A 24,848-nucleotide genomic window follows, 5' to 3' on the forward strand; every position below is an offset into this window, starting at 1 on the left:
GGGAAGGCGCAGGGGGCCGAGGGGCGCGTCCGCGTGGGCGGGTCCACATGGAGGCGCGGCGCGTCGCTGGTGAGGGGCGCGGTACCTTCGGGCACCCGGCTTGTTCATCCCGCCCGCAGAGTGGAGCAGACGTGAGCGTCAGCGTCAGGACGTCGACCGACGGAGCCGACCCCTTCGGCACCGCCCGGCTGCGGAGGGGCGTGCTCGATGCCTGGGGGGCCGGGCCCGCCCGGTTCCGGGAGGACGCCAACGCCGAGGAGGACCTCGCCCTCGGCGGCTACCGCGACCGCCTCGTCGTCGAGCTGGCCCAGAACGCCGCCGACGCCGCCCACCGCGCGGGCGTCACCGGACGCCTCCGGCTCACTCTCCACGACGCCGGCCCCGACGCGCCCGCCGTCCTCGCCGCCGCCAACACCGGCGCCCCGCTCGACGCGACCGGCGTCGAGTCGCTCTCCACCCTCCGCGCCTCCGCCAAGCGCGGCGAGAACGACACGAACGCCGTCGGCCGCTTCGGCGTCGGCTTCGCCGCCGTCCTCGCCGTCTCCGACGAGCCCGCCGTACTCGGCCGGCACGGCGGCGTCCGCTGGTCCCTCGCCGAGGCCCGCGAGCTGGCCGCCGACGCCGCCCGGCACAGCCCCGGCCTCGGGGACGAGCTGCGCCGCCGTGACGGCCACGTACCGGTGCTCCGCCTCCCGCTGCCCGCCGAGGGCACCGCCCCCGACGGCTACGACACCGTCGTCGTCCTCCCGCTCCGTGACTCCGCCGCCGTCGGCCTCGCCGGGCGGCTCCTCGCCTCCATCGACGACGCGCTGCTGCTCACCCTCCCCGGCCTCGCCGAGATCGTCGTCGACACCCCCGAGGGCGTCCGTACGCTGCGCCGCTCCGAGGCGGACGGTTACGTCCACATCGCCGACTCCGCGACCGGCACCCACCGCTGGCGGACCGTCACCCACGGCGGCCCCCTCGAACCCGCGCTCCTGAAGGACCGGCCGGTCGAGGAGCGGTTGCGCCCGTTCTGGTCGGTGACCTGGGCCGCGCCCGTGGACGCCGAGGGCGCCCCGCTGTTCCCCCGTACCGCGCCCGTCGTCCACGCCCCCACCCCCACCGACGAGCCGCTCGGCCTGCCCGCGCTCCTCATCGCCTCCTTCCCCCTCGACACCGCCCGGCGCCACCCTGCCCCCGGCCCGCTCACCGACTTCCTGGTCGGGCGCGCCGCCGAGGCGTACGCCGAACTCCTCGGCGACTGGCAGCCGGTGACGGTCGCCACGATCGACCTGGTGCCCGGACCGCTCGGCAAGGGCGCCCTCGACGGGGCGCTGCGCGAGGCGATCCTCCAGCGGCTGCCGCGCGTCGCGTTCCTGGCGCCCGAGGTGCCCTCGGAGGACGTGCCCGCGCTGCGGGCGGTCGAGGCCGAGGTCGTGGAGGGCGCGGGGCACGAGACCGTCGCCGTCCTCGCGGAGGTCTTCCCGACCCTGCTGCCCGCCGGGCTCGAACGGCGCGTGGAGCTGCGGACGCTCGGCGTCGGCCGCGTCCCGCTGACCGAGGCGATCGACCGGCTCGCCGGGGTGGACCGGGCGCCGTCCTGGTGGTGGCGCCTGTACGACTCGCTGGCCGGGGTGGACCCGGACCGGCTCACCGGCCTCCCGGTCCCGCTGGCGGACGCGGGGGCGGGCGGCGAGGGCCCTGACGCCGGGACATTCGGGGCCGACCTCGCCGAACTCGCCGACCAGGCCGATGACGCCGACAGCGCCGACGGCGCCCGCGGTGCCACCCCCACCCGTACGACCATCGGCCCCCGCCACGTCCTCCTGCCCCAGGACCGCACCCCCGCCGACCTCACCCGCCTCGGCCTCAAGGTCGCCCACCCGGACGCCGCCCACCCCCTCCTGGAGAAGCTGGGCGCCCTCCCGGCCACGCCCCGCGCGGTCCTGACGACGCCCCAGGTCCGGGCGGCGGTCGCCGGGTCGCTCGACGCGGGCGAGATCTGGGACGAGGACGCGGACGCCCTGGACGCCGACGAGCTGGCCGAGACCGTTCTCGCGCTCGTACGGGACGCGGAGCTGGAGCCCGGCGACGAGCCGTGGCTCGGCGCGCTCGCCCTCCCGGACGAGGACGGGGAGCTGGCGCCCGCCGGCGAACTGGTCCTGCCCGGCAGCGCCTTCGCCGCCGTGATGAGCGAGGGCGAACTCGCCCTCTGCGACGCCGAGCTGGCCGACCGCTGGGGCGAACAGCCCCTCGCCGCCTGCGGGGTGCTCGCCGGCTTCACGTTGGTCCGGGCCACCGACCTGGTCCTCGACCCGGACGAGATGGAGCCCCGCGACGGGGACTTCGCCGAGCCCGACGACGCCGGGCTGCTCGACGCCGTCGACGTCTGGTGCGAGGACGTCCTCGACCGCCTCGCGGACACCCCGGTGCCGCCGGTGGCGACCGAGATCGTCGCCGTACGGGACCTGGACCTGGTCGACGACGACGCCTGGCCGCAGGCGCTCGCCCTGCTCGCCCAGCCGCCCCTGCGGGACGCGCTCACCCAGCCCGTACGGGTCCTGATGCCGGACGGCACGACCGAGACCGTACGGTCGTACACCGCCTGGTGGCTCCGCGACCACCCGGTCCTCGACGGCCGCCGCCCGGCCGGCCTGCGGGCCGCGGGGACGGACCCGCTGCTCATCGGCCTGTACGACTCCGCCGACGCGACCGGCTTCGAGGACGAGCAGGTCCTGCGGGCCCTGGGCGTACGCACCTCGGTCCCTGCGCTCCTCGACGAGCCGGGCGGCGCGGCCGAACTCCTCGGCCGCCTGGCGGACCCGGACCGGGAGGTGTCCGGCGCCCAACTGCACGCCCTGTACACGGCCCTGGCCGACCTGGATCCCGAGCAGGTCACCCTCCCCGACGAGCTGCGCGCGGTCGTGGACGGCGAACTCGTCGTGGTCGACGCCGCCGAGGCCCTGGTCGCCGACGCCCCCGACCTCCTGCCGCTCGCGGGCGGCCTGCCCCTGCTCCCGGTCGCCCCGTCCCGCGCGGCCGACCTGGCGGAGCTGTTCCAGGTCCGGCGGCTGAGCGAGTCCGTCGAGGCGGAGGTGACGACGGTCGGCGAGGAGCACGAGGTCCCGGCCTCGGTCCACGCCCTCCTCGGCCCGGCGACCCCGGACGCGTACGTCGAGCACGAGGAACTCCGCGCGGCGGGCGTCGAACTGGACTGGCGCCGTACCCCCGACGGCACGATCCACGCCGCCACCCTGGAGGGCGTCGCCGCCGGCCTCGCCTGGGCGGCGGGCCAGTGGCCCCGCCGCTTCGAGGTCGCGGCCCTCCTGGAGGACCCGTCGCGCACGGCGGAACTGGCGCGCGACCGCTGGTTCGACTAGGCGGAGCTGCCGCCGGTCAGCGGACGACGTCGAAGACCTGCTTCTGCAGGCCGTTGGCGTAGGTCTCGTGCTCGACCAGCTTCAGCTTCTGGACGTCCTTGTCCGTGGCGCTGAAGAGCCGCTTGCCCGCGCCGAGCAGGAGCGGGAAGACGAGCAGGTGGTAGCGGTCGATCAGGCCGGCGTCCGAGAGGGCCTGGTTCAGGGTCGCGCTGCCGTGGACGATGATCGGGCCGCCCTCGGTCTCCTTCAGCGCGGCGACCTCGTCGAGGGAGCGCAGGATCGTGGTCTCGCTCCAGTTGGTGACGAGGTCGTCCTCGGTGAGGGTGGTGGAGACGACGTACTTCGGCATCCGCTTGTAGTCGGCGAACTCCGCCATGTCGGGCCAGACCGCGCTGAAGGCCTCGTAGCTGGCCCGGCCGAGGAGCATCGCCGAGGCCTCCTTCTGCTCACGGCCCTTGATCTCGTACGCCTCGGGGAGGAAGTCGATGTCCTTGAAGGTCCACCCGGAGTTCCGGTAGCCGGGCTCGCCGCCGGGGCCCTCCATTACGCCGTCGAGGGAGATGAAAGCGGTGCTGATCAGGGTGCGCATGATGGCTTCCTAGGTGTCTGGTGTCGGGCGGTGTCCCCGGTTCGTTCATGATCTATGACTGTGAACGACGGAGGAACTCATCGGTCGTCGTCCGCGATCTCGTCCCGGCGGGGCCACCTGGCCCTCTGGGTACCCGCCCGACGGGGGACGTGGGCGGGCGTGGCCGGTGCGTTCGTGGAGACGGGGGTCGTATCGGCCTACCTTCCGGTCCATGACGCAGCAGAAGGCCGGCCTTCTGGTCGGCGCCCCTCCTGAGGAGGCCCAGAACCCGGCGGGCTCCGCCCCGGCGGCCTGGGACGCCGTCCGGTCGTTCGGGACGTCCCGTACCGCGATCGCGGCGGTCTGGGCGCTGACCCGGATCGTGATGGTGTACCTGCTGGTCCAGGACGACATCGGGGTCAGCAACGTCTCGTCGGAGGTGGAGTTCCTCTACCCGCGCTGGGCGGAGCAACTGGCCGGCGGCTCGTACCCGGTCGGCGACGTCACCTGGCAGTACCCACCGGGCGCGGGCCTCCTCTTCCTCTCCCCTTCCCTTCTCCCCTTCCTCGACTACTTCGCGGCGTTCCTCGTGCTCACGCTCGTCGCCGACGCCGTGGTCACGCTGGCGCTGGCCCGCCCGGGCCGCCGGTTGGCGGGGGTCTGGCTGTGGACCGCGGGGCTGCCGCTGCTCCTGAACCTGCCGCACGGGCGGTTCGACATCCAGGTGACGGCCCTCGCCGTCCTCGCGCTGCTCGCCGGGCGCCGCAGCCCGCGCCTCGGCGGGGCGCTCGCCGCGTTCGGCGCGCTGATCAAGGTGTGGCCGCTGCTCACCCTGGTGGGTCTGGAACGGGGCCGTACGACCAAGGACGCCTGGGTGTCGGCCGCCGCGGCCGCCGCGGCGCTCCTGACCGTCCTCGCCGTCGCCTTCCGGCACAGCTTCGACTTCCTCCAGCAGCAGGGCGCGAGGGGCGTGCAGATCGAGTCGCTCGGCGGCACGGTGCTGTCGCTGATGCGGGCGGCGGGGCTGCCGATCTGGGTCGAAACGCGGTACGGCGCCCTGGAGTTCGCCGGTGAGCACGTGGCGAGCGTCGCGCAGCTGTCGCTGATGCTGACGGCGGCGGCCTTCGGCTGGCTGATGCTCTGGCGGGGCCGCGCCTCGCGCTGGACGGAGGCGACCCCGTTCGACGCGGCGCTCACCGCGGTCCTGCTGTTCACGGTCACCAGCCGGGTGATCAGCCCGCAGTACATGGTCTGGCTCCTGGGCCTGGCCGCGGTCTGCCTCACCTCCCGCCACACCACGCAACGCCCGGTCGCCTGGGTCCTCCTCGCCGCGACGGCGGTGACGGCCCTCGCCTTCCCGACGTACTACCTGGAGGTCATGCAGGGCACGCCCCTGGGCAACACCCTGATGGTCCTCCGCAACGGCCTGCTGCTCGCGGCGGTCGTCCTCTCCTGCCGACGCCTGTGGCGGGCGACGGCAGCAGACTCCGGCCGGGCTCCGGAGTGAGGCCCACGTACGTGATCAGGCCGGGAACCTGTGGTCCACCCAGCGGAAGGTGAGTTCGATCAGGGCCGCGCCCGCCGCCGCGATCGCGACCGCCGTCCACGGCATCGTCACGCCGACGAGCTTCAGGGCGAAGAAGTCCTGGAGCCAGGGCACGACGAGGACCAGGAGGAAGGCGCCGCCCATGGTGGCGACCAGGGCGATGCGCCACCAGGTGTAGGGGCGGGCGACGATCGCCAGGACCCACATGGAGACCAGGAACAGGGTCAGCGTCGCCGCGCTCGTCTCGGCGTCCAGGGCGCCCGGGCCGCTGTAGTACGAGCGGGCCACGAGGTACGTGGCGAAGGTGGCCGCCGCCGCGACGATGCCGCCGGGGATCGCGTACCGCATCACCCGTTTCACGAAGTGCGGCTTCGCGCGCTCCTTGTTGGGGGCGAGCGCGAGGAAGAAGGCCGGGATGCCGATCGTCAACGTCGACAACAGGGTCAGGTGCCTCGGTAGGAAGGGGTACTCGACCTGGCTGCACACCACCAGGACCGCGAGCAGCACCGAGTAGACCGTCTTCGTCAGGAAGAGGGTCGCGACCCGGGTGATGTTGCCGATGACCCGGCGGCCCTCCGCGACGACCGACGGCAGTGTCGCGAAGGAGTTGTTCAACAACACGATCTGGGCGACCGCCTTTGTCGCTTCCGAGCCCGAGCCCATCGAGACGCCGATGTCCGCGTCCTTCAGCGCGAGCACGTCGTTGACGCCGTCGCCCGTCATGGCGACCGTGTGGCCGTGGGACTGGAGCGCGCCGACCATGTCCCGCTTCTGCTGCGGGGTGACCCGGCCGAAGACGGTGTTGCGGTCGAGCTCGTCGGCCATGGCCGCCCGGTCCGCCGGTAGGTGGCGGGCGTCCACCGTGTGTTCGGCTCCCGGCAGGCCCAGCTTTCCCGCCACCGCCCCGACCGAGACCGCGTTGTCGCCCGAGATGACCTTGGCGGCGACGTTCTGGTCGGCGAAGTAGGCGAGGGTTTCGCCCGCGTCGGGGCGTAGGCGCTGCTCCAGGACGACCAGGGCCGTCGGGCTCGCGTCTGTGGCGACCTCCGGGGAGTCGAGCTCGCGCGCCGTGCGGGCCAGGAGCAGGACGCGGAGCCCCTGCTCGTTGAGGTGGTCGATCTCGGCGAGGGTCGGGTCACCGGCCTTCAGGAGCACGTCGGGCGCGCCCAGCAGCCAGGTCGAGGCGTCGCCGTTGCCCTCGCTGAAGGCCGCGCCGCTGTACTTGCGGGCCGAGGAGAACGGCAGCGACTCGGTGCAGCGCCAGTCCTCCGCGTCCGGGTAGGCGTCGATGATGGCCTGGAGGGAGGCGTTGGGGCGCGGGTCGGACTCGCCGAGGGCGCCGAGGACCTTCCGTACGTACGTCTCGTCGCTGCCGTTGAGCGCGCGCAGTTCGGTGACGTCCATGCCGCCTTCGGTGAGCGTGCCCGTCTTGTCGAGGCAGACGACGTCGACGCGCGCGAGGCCCTCGATGGCCGGCAGTTCCTGCACGAGGCACTGCTTGCGGCCGAGCCGGATCACGCCGATCGCGAAGGCGACGGAGGTGAGGAGGACGAGCCCCTCGGGGATCATCGGGACGATGCCGCCGACGGTCCGGGCGATGGACTCCTTGAAGTCGGTGTCCTTGACGACGAGCTGGCTGATGATGAGGCCGATCGCGGTCGGGACCATCATCCACGTCACGTACTTGAGGATCGTGGAGATCCCGGAGCGCAGCTCGGAGTGGACGAGGGTGAAGCGGGAGGCCTCCTCGGCGAGCTGGGCGGCGTACGCCTCGCGCCCGACCTTGGTGGCGGTGAACGCGCCGCCGCCCGCGACCACGAACGAGCCCGACATCATCGTGTCACCGGGCTTCTTCACGACCGGGTCGGCCTCGCCGGTGAGCAGTGACTCGTCGACCTCCAGGCTGTCGACCTCGGCCACCTCGCCGTCGACGACCACCTTGTCGCCCGGCCCGAGTTCGATGAGGTCCCCGAGGACGATCTCGGAGGTGGAGACCTCGGTGGCGGCCCCGTCGCGGCGAACGGTGGGTTTGGCCTCGCCGATGACGGCGAGCCCGTCGAGGGTCTTCTTGGCGCGGAGTTCCTGGATGATGCCGATGCCGGTGTTGGCGATGATCACGAAGCCGAACAGGCTGTCCTGGATCGGCGCGACGAAGAGCATGATCACCCAGAGCACGCCGATGATCGCGTTGAAGCGGGTGAAGACGTTGCCGCGGACGATGTCGGCGGTGGAGCGCGAGCTGCGGACGGGTACGTCGTTCACCTCGCCGCGCGCGACGCGTTCGGCGACTTCGGCGGAGGTCAGTCCGGCGGCCCGGTGGACGACGGGTGGTTCGTCCGCGGGGTTCTCGCTGCCGTCGGTGTCGATCTTCGCCCGCTGAGTCATGTTTCCGACGGTACGACCGGAATCGAGCGTTCACCTGCTGGGCAGGGTGAACATCAGACCGCGGGAGGACCGAAATCGTTCCCCGGTACTACGGCATCCCCGGTGCTACGGCATGGGTGACTCCGAAGCAGCGCCCGCCGCCTCCGCGCGCTTGATCGCCGCGTCCCGCTTCCGTACGTACCAGATGCCGATCAGCCCGAGGCCCGCCCCGGCCAGGCACGTCCAGACCCACCAGGTCAGGTCGCGGTCGTCGAACCAGCCGTAGAAGGGGACCTGGACGAGGAAGAGCACGAACCAGAGGATCGTGCCGCCCGTGATGGTGGCCACGACCGGCCCCTCCAGGGGCTGGGGTGCCTCGTGCTTGGGGGTCCACTTCGCCATGCGGTCAGTCTAGGCGTCGATTCCGGGGGTCTACGCGCGGAGATGGACGCTCGCTCGTTCATGTGTTCATACTGAAACGGTTTGCTTCTGGCGGGTTTCCTTCGTATGAACCGCCAATCACAACCCCACGAGGAACCCCCATGAGCACCACGGCCACCGCCAAGGCCATGCCCCCTGCCCCCGAGGACCGCCCCCCGTCCTCCGGAGGACTCGACCGCTTCTTCAAGATCTCCGAGCGCGGCTCCACCGTCGCCCGCGAGGTCCGCGGCGGTTTCGCCACCTTCTTCGCGATGGCCTACATCATCGTGCTGAACCCGATCATCCTCGGCAGCGCCAAGGACATGTACGGGCACCAGCTCGACAGCGGACAGCTGGTCACCGCGACCGTGCTCACCGCGGCCTTCTCCACGCTCCTCATGGGCGTGATCGGCAACGTCCCGATCGCGCTCGCGGCCGGTCTCGGCGTCAACACGGTCGTCGCGCTCCAGCTCGCGCCCCGGATGTCCTGGCCGGACGCCATGGGCATGGTCGTCCTCGCCGGCATCGTCGTGATGCTGCTCGTCGCGACCGGGCTGCGCGAGCGCGTGATGAACGCGGTCCCGGTCGGCCTGCGCAAGGGCATCGCGATCGGCATCGGCCTCTTCATCATGCTCATCGGCCTCGTCGACTCGGGCTTCGTCTCCCGTATCCCCGACGCCGCGCACACCACCGTCCCGCTCCAGCTCGGCGCCGACGGTCACCTCACCGGCTGGCCGGTCCTGGTCTTCGTCCTCGGCACGCTGCTCACGCTCGCGCTGATCATCCGCAAGGTGCCGGGCGCGATCCTCATCTCCATCGTCGTGATGACGATCGTCGCGATGGTGATCAACGCGGTCGCGACCGTCCCGTCCTGGGGTCTGACCACCCCGACCTGGCCCGGCAATCCGGTGGCCTCGCCCGACTTCGGGCTCGTCGGTCAGGTGAGCCTCTTCGGCGGCTTCGACAAGGTCGGGATGCTGACTGGCGTCCTCTTCGTCTTCACCGTGCTGCTGTCCTGCTTCTTCGACGCGATGGGCACCATCCTCGGCGTCGGCGACGAGGCGAAGCTGATGGACAAGGACGGCAACTTCCCCGGCATCAACAAGGTCCTGCTCGTCGACGGCCTGGCGGTCGCCTCCGGCGGCGCGACCTCGTCCTCCGCGACCACCTGCTTCGTGGAGTCCACGGCGGGCGTCGGCGAGGGAGCCCGTACCGGCCTGGCCTCGGTGGTCACCGGCGCGCTGTTCTCGGTGGCGCTGTTCCTCACGCCGCTCGCCACGATGGTCCCGTCCCAGGCGGCGACGCCCGCGCTGCTCGCGGTCGGCTTCCTGATCCTGGCCGGTTCGGTCAAGGAGATCGACTGGAGCGACTTCACCATCGCGGTGCCGGCGTTCCTGGCGATGGTGATGATGCCGTTCACGTACTCCATCACGAACGGCATCGGCATCGGCTTCATCGCGTTCACCGTGCTGCGTCTCGCCGCCGGCCGGGGCCGTGAGGTCCCGGCGGCGATGTACGTCGTGTCGGCGGTCTTCGTCTTCTACTACGCGATGCCGGCGCTGGGCCTCACGTAGCCCTCAGGCTGTAGGAGCCGTGTCCGCGGGCTTCCCCAGCCCGTAGAACTTCTCCGTCTCGTCGACGGCCGACTTGAACCGTTCGTCGAAGTCATCGCGGATGAGCGTCCGGACCACGTAGTCCTGGACGCTCATTCCGCGTTTGGCGGCGTGTCCCTTGAGACGGTCGAGCAGCTCACCGTCGATGCGCAGGCTGAGCACGGTCGATCCCATGCCAGTCAGGGTCGCGGCACAGACGGGCCCGGTGCGTCACTTTCCGGATTCATCTCACTCGTTTGGGTGACAGATTCGGTCACCGGCATTCCGGGTGGTATTTAGTCCGTCTAATGAGTTAGGCTAAGGAACATGCCTGACCTGTCCCACGGCACCGCCGACGATGTCGCCGCCGTGAACGCGCTCCGCTCCGCCGTCATGCGCCTCAGCCGACGACTCAAGCACCAGCGCGTCGACGAGTCGCTGAGCCCGACCGAGATGTCGGTGCTCGGCACCCTCGCCCTCTGCGGCTCGGCCACCCCCGGTGAGCTGGCCCGCAAGGAGCACGTCCAGCCGCCGTCGATGACCCGCATCGTCGCGCTGCTCGAAGCCAAGGGACTGGTCCGGCTCGAGCCTCACCCCGACGACCGCAGGCAGAAGGTCGTCAGCCAGACCGAGCGGGCCGAAACCATGCTCGAAGAGTCCCGCCGCAAGCGGAACGCCTGGCTGGCCACCCTCGCCGAGGGCCTGGACGAGGACGACTGGGCCAAGCTGCGCGCCGCCGCCCCCGTCCTGGAGAAGCTCGCCCACCTCTAGAGGCTGTCCGCCGGACAGCCTCTGACCCCCTACGCCGAGGAGGCGACGCACTTTGAGTACGGGACCCGGAGCAGACTCCGCACCCGTCCACAAACCCGATACCCACACCCGCGGGCGGGGGGAAACCTTCTCCTCACTCCGCATACGCAACTACCGGCTGTTCTTCACCGGTGCCATCGTCTCCAACACCGGCACCTGGATGGCCCGCATCACCCAGGACTGGCTGGTCCTGAGCCTCACAGGATCCGCCACCGCCGTCGGCATCACGACGGCGCTCCAGTTCCTGCCGATGCTGCTCTTCGGCCTGTACGGCGGTGTCCTCGCCGACCGCTACCCGAAGCGGCAGATCCTCCTGATCACCCAGGCCGCCCTCGGCCTCTGCGGACTCGCGCTCGCCGTCCTGACGCTCTCCGGCCACGTCCAGGTCTGGCACGTCTACCTGGTCGCGTTCCTGCTCGGCATGGTCACCGTCGTCGACAACCCGACCCGGCAGTCCTTCGTCTCCGAGATGGTCGGCCCCGACCAGCTCCGCAACGCCGTCTCGCTGAACTCCGCGAACTTCCAGTCCGCCCGGCTCGTCGGCCCCGCCGTCGCCGGTCTGCTGATCGCCACGATCGGCAGCGGCTGGTCCTTCCTCCTCAACGGACTGTTCTTCCTCGCCCCGCTCACCGGCCTGCTGCTGATGCGCCCCGCCGAGTTCCACAAGGTGGAGCGCGCACCGCGCGGCAAGGGCCAGCTGAGAGAGGGCCTGCGGTACGTCGCCGGGCGGCCGGACCTGATCTGGCCGATCGTCCTCGTGGGCTTCATCGGCACGTTCGGCTTCAACTTCCCGATCTGGCTCACCGCGTTCTCCGAGGAGATCTTCCACGTGGGCGCGGGGACGTACGGCTTCCTGAACACGCTCCTGGCGGCCGGCTCCCTCGCGGGCGCGCTCTACGCGGCGCGGCGCGGCTCCACCCGGCTGCGGACGCTGGTGGTCGCGGCGGTGGTCTTCGGCGTCCTGGAGATCGTGGCGGCGCTCTCGCCGGCCTTCTGGCTGTTCGCGCTGCTGCTCGTCCCGATCGGCATGTTCGGCCTCACGGTCAACATCACCGCCAACTCGGCCGTCCAGCTCGCGACGGACCCGGCGATGCGGGGCCGGGTCATGAGCCTCTACATGATGGTCTTCGCGGGCGGTACGCCGTTCGGCGCGCCGCTGCTCGGCTGGATCACGGACACGTACGGCCCGAGGGTCGGCTTCGCGACGGGCGGCCTCGTCTCGCTCGTCGCGGCCGGCACGATCGGCCTGATCCTGGCCAGGGTCGGGGGCCTGAAGATGGCCCTGGGCTGGCACCACGGCCACCCACGGGTCCGCTTCGTACCGCGGGAGCGGCTGGCGACGGCCGCGTAGAGCGGTTGGTGGGCGGCGGGGCGATCCCGCCGCCCACACCCGGCTCAGAACTGCCGCTCGTACCTGCCGCTCAGACTCGCTGCTCCAGCACCTGCCCCGGCCAGCCGTCGCCCACCGTGAAGGACTCCGTCCTCCTGAAGCCCTGGCGCTCGTAGTACTCCACGAGCCGTCCCTCGCTGCCCGCGAAGCAGTCCACGCGCAGCAGCGAGAGGCCCTGGCGGCGGGTCTCCTCCACCGAGTGCGCGAGCAGCGCCGCGCCCACGCCACGGCCGTGGAAGCGCCCGTCGGTCGCCAGGATGTGGACGTACACCTCGGGCTCGTCCGCCGGCGCGACGTACGACGCCGGGTGCGGGGTCAGGGTCAGCGTGCCCGCCGGTACGCCGTCGATCTCCGCGATCCACGGGGTGCCCTCGCCCACGATCCGCTCGACGAGGCTCACCGCCTTCGGACGTGTGGACCACGGCTCGGTGCCCCACTGGTCGGCGATGCCCCTGCCGTTCAGCCAGACGACGGCGCTGTCGAGCAGCGCGAGTATGGCGGGGACGTCCTCCGCCCCGCCCTTCCGGATGTTCAACCCGCTCTTCATCCCGCCGACATTAGCCGTACAACCCTTCGGTGGGGCGGGGGGTCGTAAGGGCATTCGATGTGGTCGGGGAGGAAGAGAATGCTGCGTACGAGGTTGTCGCATCGTGTCGTGATGTCGGTGGGGGTCGTTCTGGCGGTGGTCGCCGCCACGCCGCTCGCCACACCTGCGGCCACGGCCGCTCCCGCGTCGACGGGCGCGTCGGCCGCCGTGGCTTCCACCGCGCCGATCAAGGTGCCGTTCCTGGCGTCGGGCGGACAGGTGCTCGGCGCCGGGAAGACCGGATTCCTCAGCAGGGACGCGGACGGCGTCGAGCGCTGGACGCGGTACGCGGACGGCGTCTCGAAGGTCGTCGGCACGGGGTACGGCGTCCTCGGCTCCTCCTCGGACGTGGTGGTGCTCACCAAGGACAGGCTCCAGCGGTACGGCACCGAGTCCGCGACGACGTACGACATGGCGACCGGCGCGGCTCCCGTCACCTTCGGAGGGTTCGGCGGCCGGGCCACGGCCGCGGTGGGCACCGCCGTCTTCGACGAGGGCCTCGACGGCGAGATATGGCTCGTCGGCAAGGAGGCGGGCGGCCGCCCCGTGGTGGGGCTCGAGGACCTGAATCCGAACGGCTCGTTCTCCGTCGTCGACAGCCTGCCGGGGACCGCGCTCGCCAGCCGGTTCGACGGCACCACGCGGACCACGCGGCTGGTGGTCGTCGACATCGCCAGTGCCCGCGTCAGCCAGTCCTACCCCCTGAGTGCGGGTGTCTCCATGGGGGCCGCCACCATCACCGCGGACCGTGTCGCGTGGGTGGAGACGGCGGACGGGAAGACCGTCCTCGCCACCGCCGCACGTGGTTCGTCGGAGGTGACGCGGGTGCCGCTGCCGTCGGACGGCGGCAGGGCGGTCTCCGGCGGTCTGCTCGGCGACTGGCAGCTGTTCCACGGCGGCGCCCCTGACCAGGGATTCATGGCCCACTCCCTGACGGACGGGACCGCGGTCGAGCTCCTCGACAACGCCGAGAGCGTCCACAAGTCGGTCGACGGCACGGTGCTGGCCCTCGGGACCACCGCCGATCGTGGACCGGGCGTCTACCGGATCGCCCTGGGCGCGGACGGAAAGCCGGCCGCCGAGCTGATCGCCTCCACCGGCGAGCCGCCGGCGCCCACCACCCCGGTCAGCTTCACGAGCGCGGCCGTCCCGGCCACCCTCTCTCTCGACGGCGTCGCCAAGACACCCATGAGCTGGAAGTTCTCCACCACCAAGATCGACCTCAAGATCGAGTTCAAGCGCCGGGACTCGCCGGGGGACTGGTCGGCGCCCTTCGTGACGGACGTCCGCCCCCGTGCCACCGGCACAGGTGTCCTGCCCGACGGTTCGCTTGGCATCGACTGGGCCGGGGAGATCGGGTACGACGGCGAGCACAGGGAGGCCGCTCCCGAGGGCACGTACGACTGGAAGGTGACGGCCAGGCCCTGGAACGGGATGCCGCCCGCCACGGCCACCGGGACCTTCGAGGTGAAGCGTTCGCCTCAGTTGCACGACTACACGGCCAACGGCTCGCCCGACCTGTTCGCCCGCCTCGCCGACGGTGACGTCGACGTGGTGGACACGCGCTGGGACGACGCCACGGGACGCCTCGTCGTCGGCTACAGGTACTCATCGGCGATCTGGTCGGGCGACTGGAACACCTACGACCGCGTCGAGGCCACGGGTGACATCGCGGGCACCGAGGTGTTCGACACCGTCGCCCGCGACAAGGCCGGTGTGCTGTGGCTGCACGAGGGCGACGACCTGTGGATGACCCACTCGCCCCGGCGGATCGGTGCCGGCTGGGGTGTGTACGACCAGCTGGCCGGTGGTGGCGATCTGACCGGAGACGGCCGGGCGGACCTGGTCGCGGTGGACAAGGCCGGCGACCTGTACTTGTACAAGGGGACGGGCTCGGCGTCGGCGCCGTTCGCCCCGCGGGTGAAGAGCGGCTGGGGCTGGGGGATCTACAACCAGATCACGGCCGTGGGCAACGTGGCCGGGGCTCCCGCGGGTGACCTGGTCGCGCGCGACAAGGCGGGCGTGCTGTGGCTCTACCTCGGCAACGGGGACGGCACGTTCGCGTCCCGCGTCCGGATCGGCGCCGGCTGGAACGAGTACACCGACCTGGTCGGAATCGGCGACGCGAACAAGGACGGGCGCCTCGACCTCTTCGTCCGTGCGAACGGGACGAACAAGGCGTACTTCTACGCGGGTACCGGTAGCTGGCGGGCCCCCTTCGCGCCCCGTGCCGCGACCCAGGCCGGAGTCCACACGTTCGGGCAACCGTACAAGCAGGTCTTCTGACCGGACCGGGGTGAGCGGCGGGGCCTCCGCCGCTCACCCGGGCCTGCCAGACTTCCCGCATGAGGCTTTTCGCGGCCGTTCTGCCGCCCGAGGAACAGCTGACCGAACTGGCCAGGGTCCTGGACCGCCTGGACCGTCTGCCCGGTGCCGACGCGCTGCGCTGGACCTCCCGGCCCGGCTGGCACTTCACGCTCGCGTTCATGGGGGAGGTCGACGAGGAGCTGCTCCCCGACCTCCACACGCGGCTCGCCCGCGCCGCCCACCGCACGGACCCGTTCGGCCTGCGGCTGCACGGCGGCGGCCACTTCGGGCGGGCGGTGCTCTGGACGGGCGCCGCGGGCGACCTCGACGGGATGCGGCTGCTCGCCGAGCGCGCCGACGCCGCCGCCCGCCGCGCGGGCGTCCCGATGGACGAGCACCGCCGCTACCAGGCCCATCTGACGGTCGCCCGCTCCCGCGACGGCCTCGACCTGCGCCCGTACGTCGACGCGATGGCCCCGTTCGAGGGCACCCGCTGGCAGGTCTCCGAGCTCGCCCTCGTCCGCAGCAACCTCCCGGCCGGCGGCGTACCGGGGGAGCAGCCCCGCTACGAGACGGTCGGCACATGGCCCCTGGGCGGGACTGGGGAGCCTCCGGGTTAACCTCGTTGTGTGGACCCGAAGACCCGTAACCGGATCATGGCCGGTGTACTCGTGCTGATGTTCGCGATCGTCGCGCTGTCGTCGGTGCTCGGCCTGTAGCCCGGCCGAGCACCCGACGACTGCGGCGGCGGCCGAGGCAGCGCGCCCGACCGTCTACCAGGCGAAGGCCTCCGGAGAGGGGCCCGGGCCGGGGAAGATCTCGTCGAGGCCGGTCAGTACCTCCTCCGAGAGCTCCAGCTCGACCGCGCGCAGCGCGCCCTCCAGCTGCTCCGCCGTGCGCGGCCCGACGATGGGGCCGGTCACCTGGGGCCGGGTGAGCAGCCAGGCGAGGCCCACCTCGCCCGGTTCGAGACCGTGCTTCTCCAGCAGGTCCTCGTACGCCTGGATCTTGGCCCGCGAGGACGAGTCGGCGAGGACCTCGGCGGCCCGCCCGCTCGCGCGCCGGCCGCCCTCCTCCTGCTTCTTGATGACGCCGCCGAGCAGCCCGCCGTGCAGCGGGGACCAGGGGATGATCCCGAGGCCGTACTCCTGCGCGGCCGGCAGCACCTCCATCTCGGCGCGCCGCTCGAAGAGGTTGTACAGGCACTGCTCACTGACGAGGCCGACCATGCCGCGCCGGGCGGCGGCCTCGTTGGCCTGGGCGATCTTGTAGCCGGGGAAGTTGGAGGAGGCTGCGTAGAGGATCTTGCCCTGCTGGATGAGGACGTCGATCGCCTGCCAGATCTCCTCGACGGGGGTCAGGCGGTCGATGTGGTGGAACTGGTAGACGTCGATGTGGTCGGTGCCGAGCCGCTTGAGGGAGGCGTCGACGGCGCGGCGGATGTTGAGGGCGGAGAGCTTGTCCTCGTTGGGCCAGGTGTCGCCCTCGCGGGACATGGAGCCGTAGACCTTGGTGGCGAGGACGGTCTTCTCGCGCCGGCCACCGCCCTGGGCGAACCAGCTGCCGATGATCTCCTCGGTACGGCCCTTGTTCTCACCCCACCCGTACACATTGGCCGTGTCGAAGAAGTTGATGCCCGCGGCGAGCGCGGCGTCCATGATCGCGTGGCTGTCGGCCTCGACCGTCTGCGGGCCGAAGTTCATCGTGCCGAGGACGAGTCGGCTGACCTTGAGTCCGGTGCGTCCGAGCTGCGTGTACTTCATGGTCCCCAAGCCAAGCCCTTGGAGCGTGCTTCAGGCAAGGGGGTTCCGCGGAGCGCTTGTTGCGCCCAGGCGGCTGTCCCGGCTCACGTGCCGCCGAGCCAGCTCGTGGCGTCGAGGCGGTAGGTGGTCTCGGCCGGGACGACCTGGCGGAGGGCGGTCTCCAGGTCCCGTACGCGTGTGGCGCCCAGGGTGCTCGTCCACTCCGCGCGCAGTTCGTCGAAGATCGCGGCCGAGCGGGCGAGTGCGTCGAGGCCGTGCGGGGTCAGGCGGACGAGCTTGCGGCGGGCGTCGGTGGGGTCGTCGGCGCGCTCGGCGTAGCCGACGGCGAGGAGGCGGTCGACGGTCTTCCCGGCGGCCTGCTTGGAGACGCCGAGGTGGCGCCCGATGTCGCTGGCGGTCGCGCCCCGGGGGCCGCCGGCGGCGATGGCCTGGAGCGCGAAGCCGTGCGCCGGACGGAGGTCGGGGTGGCCCTGGCGCGCGAGTTCGGCGTGGAGCCGGTCGATGAGGGTGCGGAAGCCGGCGAAGAGGAGGAGCGGGAGCTCGAATCCCGGCACGGAATCCGCGGATCCCGCAGATCCCACGGATTCCCCCTTGCTCATATCGACAACCTGGTTTACGTTTCTCTCGTTCGCATGGTCAACCATGTTGTCGATTCTATCTCTTCCTTTCGGAGTCGCTTTGTTCGTCGATCACACCGTTGAGACCGCCCCCGCCGCCTCCCGCCGCTCCATGGAGCGCGTCGCCGGGGCCTGGGGGCACCTGCCGCAGGCCGTGGCCCGCATGGCCGAGTCCCCGCACGCGCTGGACGGCTTCCTGAAGCTGAGCGCGATGTTCGAGGACACGACGCTCGACCCGCACTCGCGCGAGACGGTGATCCTGACGGTCGCCGTACGCAATCAGTGCCATCTCTGCATCCAGCTCCACGAGGCGAAGCTCGCCAAGCTGGGACCGGCCCCCGAGCCCGAACGACTGGAGGGAATACGGCAGTTCACGCACCAGGTCCTCGCCGCTGCCGGAGCTGTGAGCGACGAGGAGCTGGAGAAGTTCTTCGGTTGGGGCTACACCCGTCAGAACGCCCTGGAGGTCGTCCTCGGCATCGGCGCCTACACCCTGTCGACCCTGGCGAACCGGCTGACCCGCTCGGCGTGAGCCGTGTGAGCCGTGTGAGCCGTGCGAGGCGTGCGAGGCGTGTGAGTCGTGTGAGCGTCACAGGAGGCCGTGCCCGGTCAGGCGACGGCGATCGCTGCCAGCGCGAGGGCCGAGCCGCAGAAGACGATCGCGTGGCGGATGTTCTGCTGGATCCGGACCCAGCCCGGGAAGGCGTTCTCGGCGGCCTTGAGGAAGGCGGGGACGTCGATGCGGGTCAGCTCGGGGTCGCCCTTGCGCTCGAAGGCGGTCCGGACGGAGGAGACGGCGGTCAGGTTGCTGTAGAGGATCAGGCCGTTCATGACGATGACGAGCGACTGGAAGATCCAGGTCAGCGTCTGACCCCAGTCGCTGCCCGCGAAGTTGAGGGCGGCGAGCGCGGTCATGACGACGGCGACGGAGACCGGGGCCCACGTCTCGTGGCCGCTCGCGTCGAAGGAGATGTCGTTCTCGGCGAGGACACCGGGCCGGATGCCCTGCCGGTCCAGCTCGCGGTCGGCGGCGGTCAGGGCGGCCGGGCCGAAGCGGGCCCGGACGATCGGGATGCTGACGAAGGCGAGGGCGATGAGGAGCTGCATGACGGCGGCGAGGTCGGTGTTCATCGGGGTTCGTCTCCTGCGGTTCGGTGTCGTGTCCTCGTTCCTGACGAGGAAGACGATGCCGAACCGCGCTGACACCCCGCCGACCGTCGCCTGACAGCCGCGCGCGGGACCTGTCAGGTCGCCTGGCGGCCTGTCAGCGGCCCTCCGTACGGGGCCCCGAACCCCCACGCCTGGTGCATCGCCGAGACGAACGCGGCCGCCAGTTTGTGCTCGCCCGACGGGCCGGGGTGGGTGCCGTCGTAGGTGTCGAGGTCGAGGTCGTACGACTCCGGTGTCGTCGCGAGCAGCAGCGGCGACGCGGCCGTGTCCAGGTCGGCCACGGCCTTCGCGAGCAGCTCGTTGAAGCGCTCGCACTCGGCGGCGAAGGGCGCGTCGTAGGTGGCGCGGACGTTCGGGATGACCGGCAGGACGACGAACCGGACGTGCGGGTTCGCGGCGCGGGCGGCCGTGACGAAGGCGCGTACGTTGTCGGCGGTCTGGGAGCTGTTGGTGTAGAAGCCGAGGTCTATCAGGCCCAGGGAGACCAGGAGCACGTCCGCCCGGCTCGCCGTGACCGCATCGCCGATCAGCGGCGCCATGTGCAGCCACCCCTCGCCCCAGCCGGCCAGGTGCCGGCGCGCGGGCGCGGGGAAGCCGGGGTCGGCGTAGTCGTGCGAGAGGGGCGCGTCGGCGCCGGAGTCGTACAGCTCGGTGCGCGGGCCGACGATCTCGTACCGCCCGGGCAGCGTGGCTTCGAGGTGCTGCCACATCCGGTAGCGCCAGGTGTGGTCGCCGGCCCGTCCGATGGTGCAGCTGTCGCCGACGAACATGAAACGCATGGTCACATCATCGCGGAGCCCGCCCGGCGCCTGCGACGTGATCCCGGCCACCCTGGCGGCGGGCGTGCTCGCGTCGCAGGGCTTGCAGGGTGGGTGAGCCGGTAGGTGGTGCGGGCTGCGCGGGGCACACGTCGAAGTGGCAGATCCGGCAGGTGTCGGACGGCTGGGCGCCGCCGAGGTTGACCGCCGTCCCGTCGCCCGCGACGCGCCAGCGTCTGCCCGCAGGGACGGAGCCGACCGGCCACTCGCCGACCTCGATCAGGATCCACTTGCCCCGGACCGTGCGGTGCCAGTCGGCACGCGCGCCGCACCGACCACAGGTCGCTGTTCCGGCCCCGGCCCCGGTGTCCCGTTGCGCCGGTACACCCGCGTCCACAGGTGCGCCCGCGTCCAGCACCGCCATCCCCGTCAGTACCTCCCCGACGAGTACCGGATCACCCATACCGCCACAACCTCCCCATCCTGTGCGTCCCTCACAGTGAACGCCCGCGTGGAGTCGGGTGATCCGAAAAGCATGGAACACCCCCCGAACGAGTGGACGACCGAACACGGTCCGACCGGCGGCGGTCTTTCCCGGACTTGCCCGTGGCCGTGGCAGGCTGGACGGTATGCGATCACTGCTGGGTGCCTCCGGGGCCGCCGCTCTCGTCCTCCTCTCGGGCGTCCTCCTGTCGGGGCCCGTCGCGTTCGCCGCCGACGGGGCGGACCAGGACTTCACGATCAAGGACCCCCGGATCACGGAGTCCAGCGGCATCGCCGCCAGCCACGCCCACCCGGGCGTCTACTGGACGCACAACGACCAGGACGCCCCGCTGATCTACGGCATCGACTCCCGTACCGGCGAGACCGTCGCGACGCTCACCATGAAGGGCGTCGGCACGCCCCGCGACATGGAGGCGATCTCCGTCGGCCCGGACGGCGACATCTACGTCGGCGACATCGGCGACAACAAGGACGGCACCTGGGACCACGTCTGGATCTACCGCTTCCCCGAGCCGAAGCAGCTCAAGAGCCAGACGGTCACGGCGAAGCAGTACGACGTGAAGTACGCCGACGGCCCGCGCAACGCCGAGGCGCTGATGGTCCACCCGAAGACCGGCCGGGTCTACATCGCCAGCAAGAACGAGAACACCGGCGGCCTCTACGCGGGCCCGGAGCGGCTCTCCACCTCCGGTACGAACGTCTTCCGGCGCGTCGGCGACGTGCCGTGGGTGACCGACGGCGCGTTCTCGCCGGACGGCGACCGGCTGCTCCTGCGCGGCTACTTCAGCGCCAAGGAGTACGCGTGGAAGGACGGCCGCCTCGACGGCGACGGTACGAGCGTGGGGGCGCCGTTCCAGGGGCAGGCGGAGTCGGCGACGTACACGAAGGACGGCTCGGCGCTGATGTTCGGCTCGGAGGGCGCGAACAGCGGTGTCGTCCGGGTGGACCGGCCCGAGGCCGACCGCCCGCCGGAGAAGGCCCCGGGCTCGTCGCCGGCGAAGGAAGGCTCGAAGGAAGGGTCGAAGGATTCGGGCACCACCGCCGAGGAGCGCGGCAACTTCACCGTCGGCGTGATCGTCCTCGGCATCGCGACCGCGATCGTCATCGGCGGGAAGCGCCTCCTGCGTCGCGGCCGCTGACGTCGTCGCCTCGGCCGCTGACGAGCGTTTCGAAGCCGTCGAGCAGGCGGTCGAGGCCGAACGTGAAGTGGTCGAAGTCGCGGGCGAAGGTGTCCTCGGCGAGCGCCGCCATGAGCGGGTAGTCGCCCGAGGCCATCGCCCGCTCCAGGAAGGGCTGTTGGCTCCTCCAGAACTCCTCGTCGCTCACGCCCGTCTCCTGCGCGGCCTCGACGGCCTGGCTCTCCATCCGCGCGATGCCCACGACATAGCTCTGCACGGTGATGATCACGCTGATGGTCTCCGGGTCGCTCAGTCCCATCCCGTGCGGCCCCTTCAGGCCCGAGAGGCAGAGTTCGAGACCGCGCAGCGCGCTCGGGCCGAGGACCGAGCGGGCCTGGTTGACCCTCAGGAGCCAGGGGTGGGCCTGGTAGAGCTCGCGGTAGGAGCGCGCGAGCTGCTCGACGGTGTCCCGCCAGTGGGTGGGGACCGGCGGGTCGTCCTCGTACGACTCGCCCTGCACGCGGTCGAGCATCAGGTCGAGCAGCTCCGTCTTGCCGGGGACGTACCGGTAGAGGGACATCGTCCCCACGCCGAGCTCCGTGGCCACGCGCCGCATGGAGACGGCGTCCAGACCCTCCGCGTCGGCGACGCCGACGGCGGCCGTGACGATCCGGTCGAGGGTGAGGCCCGGCTTGGGGCCGCGGCTGGGGCGTTCGCCCGTGCCCCACAGGAGATCCAGGCTGCTCGTCGTCGCGTCCTTCATGGCCTCACTCATGGCCTCACTCTAAAACTGGGTACGGCGTACTCTGATTAGGGTACGGTGTACTCAGTTTCGCTGAGCGGAGGTTTCCATGTACGAAAACGCGGTCCTCGTCGAGGGCCTGCGCAAGCACTACGGCAAGGGCAAGAGCGGGAGCCGTAAGAGCGCGAGCGGCAAGGGCATGAGCACCCTCGCCCTCGACGGCTTCGACCTCGCCGTCCGGCCCGGCACCGTCCACGGCCTCCTCGGCCCCAACGGGGCCGGCAAGACCACCGCCGTACGCGTCCTCGCCACGCTCCTGAAGGCCGACGGCGGCCGCGCCGAGGTCGCCGGGATCGACGTCGCACGCGATCCGCGCGGCGTCCGCGCCCGCATCGGCCTCGCCGGTCAGTACGCCGCCGTGGACGAGGGCATCAGCGGCCGGCAGAACCTGGAGATCTTCGGCCGCCTCTTCCACCTGGGCGCCCGCCGGGCCCGCGTCCGCGCCGGCGAACTCCTCGACCGCTTCCAGCTCACCGAGGCCGCCGACCGGAACGCGGGCACCTACAGCGGCGGGATGCGCCGCCGCCTCGACCTGGCCGCCTCGATGATCCTCGCGCCCGACGTCCTCTTCCTGGACGAGCCGACCACGGGCCTCGACCCGCGCGGCCGGGGCGAGGTCTGGGACGCCGTACGCGCCCTGGTGGCGGGAGGTACGACGGTGCTGCTCACCACGCAGTATCTCGACGAGGCCGACCGGCTCGCCTCCCGGATCACCGTCATGGACCGGGGCCGGGCCATCGCCGACGACACCCCCGACGGCCTGAAGAACCGGGTCGGCGGCGACCGGATCGAGGTCGTGGCCGCGGAGGCCGCCGACCTGCCGGCCGTACGGAAGGTCCTCGCCCGGGTCTCGGCGGCCGAACCCGCCGTGGACGAGGACGACCGGCGCGTCCACGCCCCCGTCACCGACCGGGTCGCCGCCCTCACCGAGGTCGCGCGCACCCTGCGGGACGAGCGGATCGCCGTCGAGGACCTGGGCCTGCGCCGCCCCAGCCTGGACGACGTCTTCCTGACCCTGACGGGCCGCCCGAGCGCGGACGACGCGCCCACGACCGACGCGACCACCACCGACGCCACCGAAGGAGCCGTAGCCGCATGACGACCGTCGTCCCGACGAACCGGCGCGCCCACCACGCCTACTGGGCGCTGGCCGACTGCGCCACGCTCGTCCTCCGCACCCTGCTCAACTACCGCCGCCAGCCCGTCGCCATCCTCTGGCAGCTCGGCTTCCCCATCGTCTCCGTCCTCCTCTACGGCTTCGTCTTCGGCAGCGCGATGCAGGTGCCCGGAGGCGGCGACTACAAGGACTTCCTCATGCCGGGGATGTTCACCATGACCATGACCTTCGGGCTCATGAACACCGCCACCGCCGTCGTGGCCGACTCCGGGCGGGGAGTCATGGACCGGTTCCGGTCCATGCCGATGGCCCCCTCCGCCGTCACCACCGGCCGGGGCGCCTCCGACCTGCTGGTCGCCGCCGCCGAACTCGCCATCCTCGCCGCGACCGCGCTCGCCATCGGCTGGACCTCGGAGGGTGGCGTCGGCGGCACGCTGCTCGCCTTCGGTCTGCTGCTCCTGCTGCGGTTCAGCCTCATCTGGGTGGGCGTGTGGTGCGGGCTCGTGCTGCCGAACACGGAGGCGGCCGGCGCGCTCTACGCGGTGATCTTCCCGATCACGATGATCTCCAGCGTCTTCGTGGCGCCCTCGCTGATGCCCGGCTGGCTGGCGCCCGTGGCGGCCTGGAACCCGATCTCCTCGACGGTCGCCGCCACCCGCGAGCTGTTCGGCAACCCGGGCGCGGCCGGCGGGAGCTGGGTGGAGCAGCACGCGCTCCTGATGGCCGCCCTCTGGCCGCTGCTCCTGACGGCGGTCTTCCTTCCGCTGGCGGTACGCAGGTTCCAGCGCCTCAGCCGGTGATTCCACTGGGGTACGCACGAGGGCCCGGCATCGACCATGTCCGATGCCGGGCCCTCGTACGTACGGAGCGGGGATACAGCCTCTTGAGTTACAGCTTCTCGATCACGTAGTCCACGCAGGCCGTCAGGGCCCGCACGTCCGCCGGGTCGATCGCCGGGAACATCGCGATCCGCAGCTGGTTGCGGCCCAGCTTGCGGTACGGGTCGGTGTCCACGATGCCGTTGGCGCGCAGGACCTTGGCGACGGCGGCCGCGTCGATGTCGTCCGAGAAGTCGATCGTGCCGATGACCTGCGAGCGCTTGGCGGGGTCGGTGACGAACGGCGTCGCGTACTTGGACTCCTCGGCCCAGGTGTACAGCGCCTGGGACGACTCCTTCGTCCGGGCCACGGCCCAGTCCAGACCGCCCTGGCCGTTGATCCACTTCAGCTGCTCGTTGAGCAGGAAGAGGGTCGAGAGCGCCGGGGTGTTGTACGTCTGGTTCTTCAGCGAGTTGTCGATCGCCGTCGGGAGCGAGAAGAACTCCGGGATGTGCCGGCCGGACGCGTGGATGCGGGCCGCGCGCTCCAGGGCCGCCGGGGAGAAGGCGGCAAGCCACAGGCCGCCGTCGGCGGCGAAGGACTTCTGCGGGGCGAAGTAGTAGACGTCCGACTCGGTGATGTCGACCGGCAGGCCGCCCGCGCCGGAGGTCGCGTCGACCAGGACGAGCGCACCCTCGTCGGCGCCCGCGACCCGCTTCACCGGGGCCGCGACACCGGTGGAGGTCTCGTTGTGCGTGAACGCGTACACGTCGACGCCCGCCTCGGCCACCGGCTCCGGGTGGGTGCCCGGGTCGGCGGAGATCACGGTCGGCTCGGCCAGCCAGGGGGCCAGCTTCGCGGCCTTCGCGAACTTGGAGGAGAACTCGCCGAAGGTGAGGTGCTGCGACTTCGACTCGATGAGCCCGGCGGTCGCGATGTCCCAGAAGGCGGTGGAGCCGCCGTTGCCCAGGATCACCTCGTAACCCTCGGGCAGCGAGAAGAGGTCGCGCACGCCGGTCCGTACCTCGCCGACCAGGTTCTTGACCGGAGCCTGGCGGTGGGACGTGCCGAGCAGGGAAGCGCCGGTGGCGGCCAGGGCGTCCAGCGCCTCCGTACGCACCTTGGAGGGGCCCGCGCCGAAACGGCCGTCGGCGGGCTTGATGTCAGCGGGAATCTGGATCTCAGCCACGAGGCGGAGCGTATCGGGTCGCACCGCACACGGCCGACGATGTCCGC

The 24,848-nt window shown here is 71.5% G+C and carries 23 protein-coding genes; 11 read left to right on the forward strand and 12 right to left on the reverse strand.

What is annotated here, in order from left to right:
* Positions 1 to 47: 47 nt before the first annotated feature.
* Positions 48 to 3,362, forward strand: coding sequence for a sacsin N-terminal ATP-binding-like domain-containing protein (locus ACFWRO_RS09570; RefSeq protein WP_384506746.1), 3,315 nt, complete (start codon positions 48 to 50; stop codon positions 3,360 to 3,362).
* A 16-nt stretch (positions 3,363 to 3,378) separates the two neighbouring features.
* Here the strand turns inward: ACFWRO_RS09570 and ACFWRO_RS09575 are convergent, their stop codons facing one another.
* The gene (locus tag ACFWRO_RS09575; protein ID WP_384506748.1) at positions 3,379 to 3,951 is read right to left on the reverse strand and encodes a dihydrofolate reductase family protein; all 573 of its coding nucleotides are present in this window, start codon (positions 3,949 to 3,951) and stop codon (positions 3,379 to 3,381) included.
* A gap of 211 nt (positions 3,952 to 4,162) precedes the next feature.
* Here ACFWRO_RS09575 and ACFWRO_RS09580 point away from each other — a divergent pair, with 211 nt between their 5' ends.
* Positions 4,163 to 5,437, forward strand: a complete 1,275-nt coding sequence (locus tag ACFWRO_RS09580; RefSeq protein ID WP_384506750.1) for a glycosyltransferase 87 family protein — start codon at positions 4,163 to 4,165, stop codon at positions 5,435 to 5,437.
* Between the two features lie 15 nt (positions 5,438 to 5,452).
* Here the strand turns inward: ACFWRO_RS09580 and ACFWRO_RS09585 are convergent, their stop codons facing one another.
* Both ACFWRO_RS09585 and ACFWRO_RS09590 read right to left on the reverse strand, forming a co-directional pair.
* The gene (locus ACFWRO_RS09585; protein ID WP_384506752.1) at positions 5,453 to 7,861 is read right to left on the reverse strand and encodes an HAD-IC family P-type ATPase; all 2,409 of its coding nucleotides are present in this window, start codon (positions 7,859 to 7,861) and stop codon (positions 5,453 to 5,455) included.
* 105 nt (positions 7,862 to 7,966) lie between these two features.
* Positions 7,967 to 8,242 (reverse strand): DUF2530 domain-containing protein, encoded by a 276-nt coding sequence (locus ACFWRO_RS09590; RefSeq protein ID WP_384506755.1) that lies wholly within the window; start codon positions 8,240 to 8,242, stop codon positions 7,967 to 7,969.
* 140 nt (positions 8,243 to 8,382) lie between these two features.
* On the opposite strand from ACFWRO_RS09590, the gene ACFWRO_RS09595 reads away from it, so the two are divergent.
* Entirely contained in the window at positions 8,383 to 9,834 is a 1,452-nt protein-coding gene (locus tag ACFWRO_RS09595; RefSeq protein WP_384506757.1) for an NCS2 family permease, read from the forward strand.
* A 3-nt stretch (positions 9,835 to 9,837) separates the two neighbouring features.
* Here ACFWRO_RS09595 and ACFWRO_RS09600 read toward each other — a convergent pair whose 3' ends face one another.
* Positions 9,838 to 10,047 carry a ribbon-helix-helix protein, CopG family gene (locus ACFWRO_RS09600; RefSeq protein WP_384506759.1) on the reverse strand — a complete coding sequence of 70 codons (210 nt, stop codon included), beginning with the start codon at positions 10,045 to 10,047 and terminating at the stop codon, positions 9,838 to 9,840.
* A gap of 132 nt (positions 10,048 to 10,179) precedes the next feature.
* On the opposite strand from ACFWRO_RS09600, the gene ACFWRO_RS09605 reads away from it, so the two are divergent.
* Together ACFWRO_RS09605 and ACFWRO_RS09610 are read left to right on the forward strand one after the other, a co-directional pair.
* Complete coding sequence (locus ACFWRO_RS09605; protein WP_384506762.1) at positions 10,180 to 10,623, forward strand: MarR family winged helix-turn-helix transcriptional regulator; 444 nt, start codon at positions 10,180 to 10,182, stop codon at positions 10,621 to 10,623.
* Between the two features lie 52 nt (positions 10,624 to 10,675).
* Positions 10,676 to 12,013 carry an MFS transporter gene (locus ACFWRO_RS09610; protein ID WP_384506764.1) on the forward strand — a complete coding sequence of 446 codons (1,338 nt, stop codon included), beginning with the start codon at positions 10,676 to 10,678 and terminating at the stop codon, positions 12,011 to 12,013.
* A 70-nt stretch (positions 12,014 to 12,083) separates the two neighbouring features.
* On the opposite strand, the gene ACFWRO_RS09615 is transcribed toward ACFWRO_RS09610, so the two are convergent.
* Positions 12,084 to 12,599, reverse strand: a complete 516-nt coding sequence (locus ACFWRO_RS09615; protein WP_384506767.1) for a GNAT family N-acetyltransferase — start codon at positions 12,597 to 12,599, stop codon at positions 12,084 to 12,086.
* Positions 12,600 to 12,710: 111 nt separating this feature from the next.
* Between ACFWRO_RS09615 and ACFWRO_RS09620 the strand changes: the two genes are divergently transcribed.
* Both ACFWRO_RS09620 and thpR read left to right on the forward strand, forming a co-directional pair.
* On the forward strand, positions 12,711 to 14,924 hold the full coding sequence (locus ACFWRO_RS09620) for an FG-GAP repeat domain-containing protein (protein ID WP_384506770.1): 2,214 nt from the start codon (positions 12,711 to 12,713) through the stop codon (positions 14,922 to 14,924).
* Between the two features lie 59 nt (positions 14,925 to 14,983).
* Positions 14,984 to 15,565: an RNA 2',3'-cyclic phosphodiesterase gene (gene thpR / locus ACFWRO_RS09625; RefSeq protein ID WP_384506772.1), complete on the forward strand. Its 582-nt coding sequence runs from the start codon at positions 14,984 to 14,986 to the stop codon at positions 15,563 to 15,565.
* Positions 15,566 to 15,718: 153 nt separating this feature from the next.
* Here thpR and ACFWRO_RS09630 read toward each other — a convergent pair whose 3' ends face one another.
* A complete protein-coding gene (locus ACFWRO_RS09630; protein WP_384506774.1) occupies positions 15,719 to 16,708 on the reverse strand; it encodes an aldo/keto reductase in 990 nt (329 codons plus the stop codon).
* Positions 16,709 to 16,791: 83 nt separating this feature from the next.
* Positions 16,792 to 17,307, reverse strand: coding sequence for a MarR family winged helix-turn-helix transcriptional regulator (locus ACFWRO_RS09635; RefSeq protein WP_384506777.1), 516 nt, complete (start codon positions 17,305 to 17,307; stop codon positions 16,792 to 16,794).
* A 79-nt stretch (positions 17,308 to 17,386) separates the two neighbouring features.
* Here ACFWRO_RS09635 and ACFWRO_RS09640 point away from each other — a divergent pair, with 79 nt between their 5' ends.
* The gene (locus ACFWRO_RS09640; protein ID WP_384506780.1) at positions 17,387 to 17,857 is read left to right on the forward strand and encodes a carboxymuconolactone decarboxylase family protein; all 471 of its coding nucleotides are present in this window, start codon (positions 17,387 to 17,389) and stop codon (positions 17,855 to 17,857) included.
* A 77-nt stretch (positions 17,858 to 17,934) separates the two neighbouring features.
* On the opposite strand, the gene ACFWRO_RS09645 is transcribed toward ACFWRO_RS09640, so the two are convergent.
* Genes ACFWRO_RS09645 through ACFWRO_RS09655 form a run of 3 tightly spaced genes read right to left on the reverse strand, consistent with a single transcriptional unit; the run spans position 17,935 to position 19,716 of the window.
* Positions 17,935 to 18,531, reverse strand: coding sequence for a hypothetical protein (locus ACFWRO_RS09645; protein ID WP_384506782.1), 597 nt, complete (start codon positions 18,529 to 18,531; stop codon positions 17,935 to 17,937).
* 38 nt (positions 18,532 to 18,569) lie between these two features.
* On the reverse strand, positions 18,570 to 19,274 hold the full coding sequence (locus tag ACFWRO_RS09650) for a GDSL-type esterase/lipase family protein (RefSeq protein ID WP_384506785.1): 705 nt from the start codon (positions 19,272 to 19,274) through the stop codon (positions 18,570 to 18,572).
* Between the two features lie 7 nt (positions 19,275 to 19,281).
* Positions 19,282 to 19,716, reverse strand: a complete 435-nt coding sequence (locus ACFWRO_RS09655; RefSeq protein ID WP_384506788.1) for a DUF6083 domain-containing protein — start codon at positions 19,714 to 19,716, stop codon at positions 19,282 to 19,284.
* A gap of 166 nt (positions 19,717 to 19,882) precedes the next feature.
* Here ACFWRO_RS09655 and ACFWRO_RS09660 point away from each other — a divergent pair, with 166 nt between their 5' ends.
* Positions 19,883 to 20,896 carry a WD40 repeat domain-containing protein gene (locus ACFWRO_RS09660; protein WP_384506790.1) on the forward strand — a complete coding sequence of 338 codons (1,014 nt, stop codon included), beginning with the start codon at positions 19,883 to 19,885 and terminating at the stop codon, positions 20,894 to 20,896.
* On the opposite strand, the gene ACFWRO_RS09665 is transcribed toward ACFWRO_RS09660, so the two are convergent.
* Positions 20,859 to 21,650, reverse strand: a complete 792-nt coding sequence (locus ACFWRO_RS09665) for a TetR/AcrR family transcriptional regulator (RefSeq protein ID WP_384506793.1) — start codon at positions 21,648 to 21,650, stop codon at positions 20,859 to 20,861. The genes ACFWRO_RS09660 and ACFWRO_RS09665 overlap by 38 nt on opposite strands.
* Before the next feature lie 76 nt (positions 21,651 to 21,726).
* Between ACFWRO_RS09665 and ACFWRO_RS09670 the strand changes: the two genes are divergently transcribed.
* Both ACFWRO_RS09670 and ACFWRO_RS09675 read left to right on the forward strand, forming a co-directional pair.
* Complete coding sequence (locus ACFWRO_RS09670; RefSeq protein ID WP_384506796.1) at positions 21,727 to 22,776, forward strand: ATP-binding cassette domain-containing protein; 1,050 nt, start codon at positions 21,727 to 21,729, stop codon at positions 22,774 to 22,776.
* Positions 22,773 to 23,594, forward strand: coding sequence for an ABC transporter permease (locus ACFWRO_RS09675; protein ID WP_384506799.1), 822 nt, complete (start codon positions 22,773 to 22,775; stop codon positions 23,592 to 23,594). Before ACFWRO_RS09670 ends, ACFWRO_RS09675 begins: the two co-directional genes overlap by 4 nt.
* Before the next feature lie 88 nt (positions 23,595 to 23,682).
* On the opposite strand, the gene serC is transcribed toward ACFWRO_RS09675, so the two are convergent.
* On the reverse strand, positions 23,683 to 24,801 hold the full coding sequence (serC, locus tag ACFWRO_RS09680) for a phosphoserine transaminase (RefSeq protein ID WP_384506802.1): 1,119 nt from the start codon (positions 24,799 to 24,801) through the stop codon (positions 23,683 to 23,685).
* Between the last annotated feature and the right edge of the window lie 47 nt (positions 24,802 to 24,848).

The organism is Streptomyces sp. NPDC058579 (assembly GCF_042718575.1).
GTDB lineage: Bacteria > Actinomycetota > Actinomycetes > Streptomycetales > Streptomycetaceae > Streptomyces.

What these genes read in the sequence shown, in the direction of transcription:
- ACFWRO_RS09570 (WP_384506746.1), top strand. Translation starts at nt 48, where the DNA reads ATGGAGGCGCGGCGCGTCGCTGGTGAGGGGCGCGGTACCTTCGGGCAC.
- ACFWRO_RS09575 (WP_384506748.1), bottom strand. Translation starts at nt 3,951, where the DNA reads ATGCGCACCCTGATCAGCACCGCTTTCATCTCCCTCGACGGCGTAATG.
- ACFWRO_RS09580 (WP_384506750.1), top strand. Translation starts at nt 4,163, where the DNA reads ATGACGCAGCAGAAGGCCGGCCTTCTGGTCGGCGCCCCTCCTGAGGAG.
- ACFWRO_RS09585 (WP_384506752.1), bottom strand. Translation starts at nt 7,861, where the DNA reads ATGACTCAGCGGGCGAAGATCGACACCGACGGCAGCGAGAACCCCGCG.
- ACFWRO_RS09590 (WP_384506755.1), bottom strand. Translation starts at nt 8,242, where the DNA reads ATGGCGAAGTGGACCCCCAAGCACGAGGCACCCCAGCCCCTGGAGGGG.
- ACFWRO_RS09595 (WP_384506757.1), top strand. Translation starts at nt 8,383, where the DNA reads ATGAGCACCACGGCCACCGCCAAGGCCATGCCCCCTGCCCCCGAGGAC.
- ACFWRO_RS09600 (WP_384506759.1), bottom strand. Translation starts at nt 10,047, where the DNA reads ATGGGATCGACCGTGCTCAGCCTGCGCATCGACGGTGAGCTGCTCGAC.
- ACFWRO_RS09605 (WP_384506762.1), top strand. Translation starts at nt 10,180, where the DNA reads ATGCCTGACCTGTCCCACGGCACCGCCGACGATGTCGCCGCCGTGAAC.
- ACFWRO_RS09615 (WP_384506767.1), bottom strand. Translation starts at nt 12,599, where the DNA reads ATGAAGAGCGGGTTGAACATCCGGAAGGGCGGGGCGGAGGACGTCCCC.
- ACFWRO_RS09620 (WP_384506770.1), top strand. Translation starts at nt 12,711, where the DNA reads ATGTCGGTGGGGGTCGTTCTGGCGGTGGTCGCCGCCACGCCGCTCGCC.
- thpR (WP_384506772.1), top strand. Translation starts at nt 14,984, where the DNA reads ATGAGGCTTTTCGCGGCCGTTCTGCCGCCCGAGGAACAGCTGACCGAA.
- ACFWRO_RS09630 (WP_384506774.1), bottom strand. Translation starts at nt 16,708, where the DNA reads ATGAAGTACACGCAGCTCGGACGCACCGGACTCAAGGTCAGCCGACTC.
- ACFWRO_RS09635 (WP_384506777.1), bottom strand. Translation starts at nt 17,307, where the DNA reads ATGAGCAAGGGGGAATCCGTGGGATCTGCGGGATCCGCGGATTCCGTG.
- ACFWRO_RS09650 (WP_384506785.1), bottom strand. Translation starts at nt 19,274, where the DNA reads ATGCGTTTCATGTTCGTCGGCGACAGCTGCACCATCGGACGGGCCGGC.
- ACFWRO_RS09655 (WP_384506788.1), bottom strand. Translation starts at nt 19,716, where the DNA reads ATGGGTGATCCGGTACTCGTCGGGGAGGTACTGACGGGGATGGCGGTG.
- ACFWRO_RS09660 (WP_384506790.1), top strand. Translation starts at nt 19,883, where the DNA reads ATGCGATCACTGCTGGGTGCCTCCGGGGCCGCCGCTCTCGTCCTCCTC.
- ACFWRO_RS09665 (WP_384506793.1), bottom strand. Translation starts at nt 21,650, where the DNA reads ATGAGTGAGGCCATGAAGGACGCGACGACGAGCAGCCTGGATCTCCTG.
- ACFWRO_RS09670 (WP_384506796.1), top strand. Translation starts at nt 21,727, where the DNA reads ATGTACGAAAACGCGGTCCTCGTCGAGGGCCTGCGCAAGCACTACGGC.
- ACFWRO_RS09675 (WP_384506799.1), top strand. Translation starts at nt 22,773, where the DNA reads ATGACGACCGTCGTCCCGACGAACCGGCGCGCCCACCACGCCTACTGG.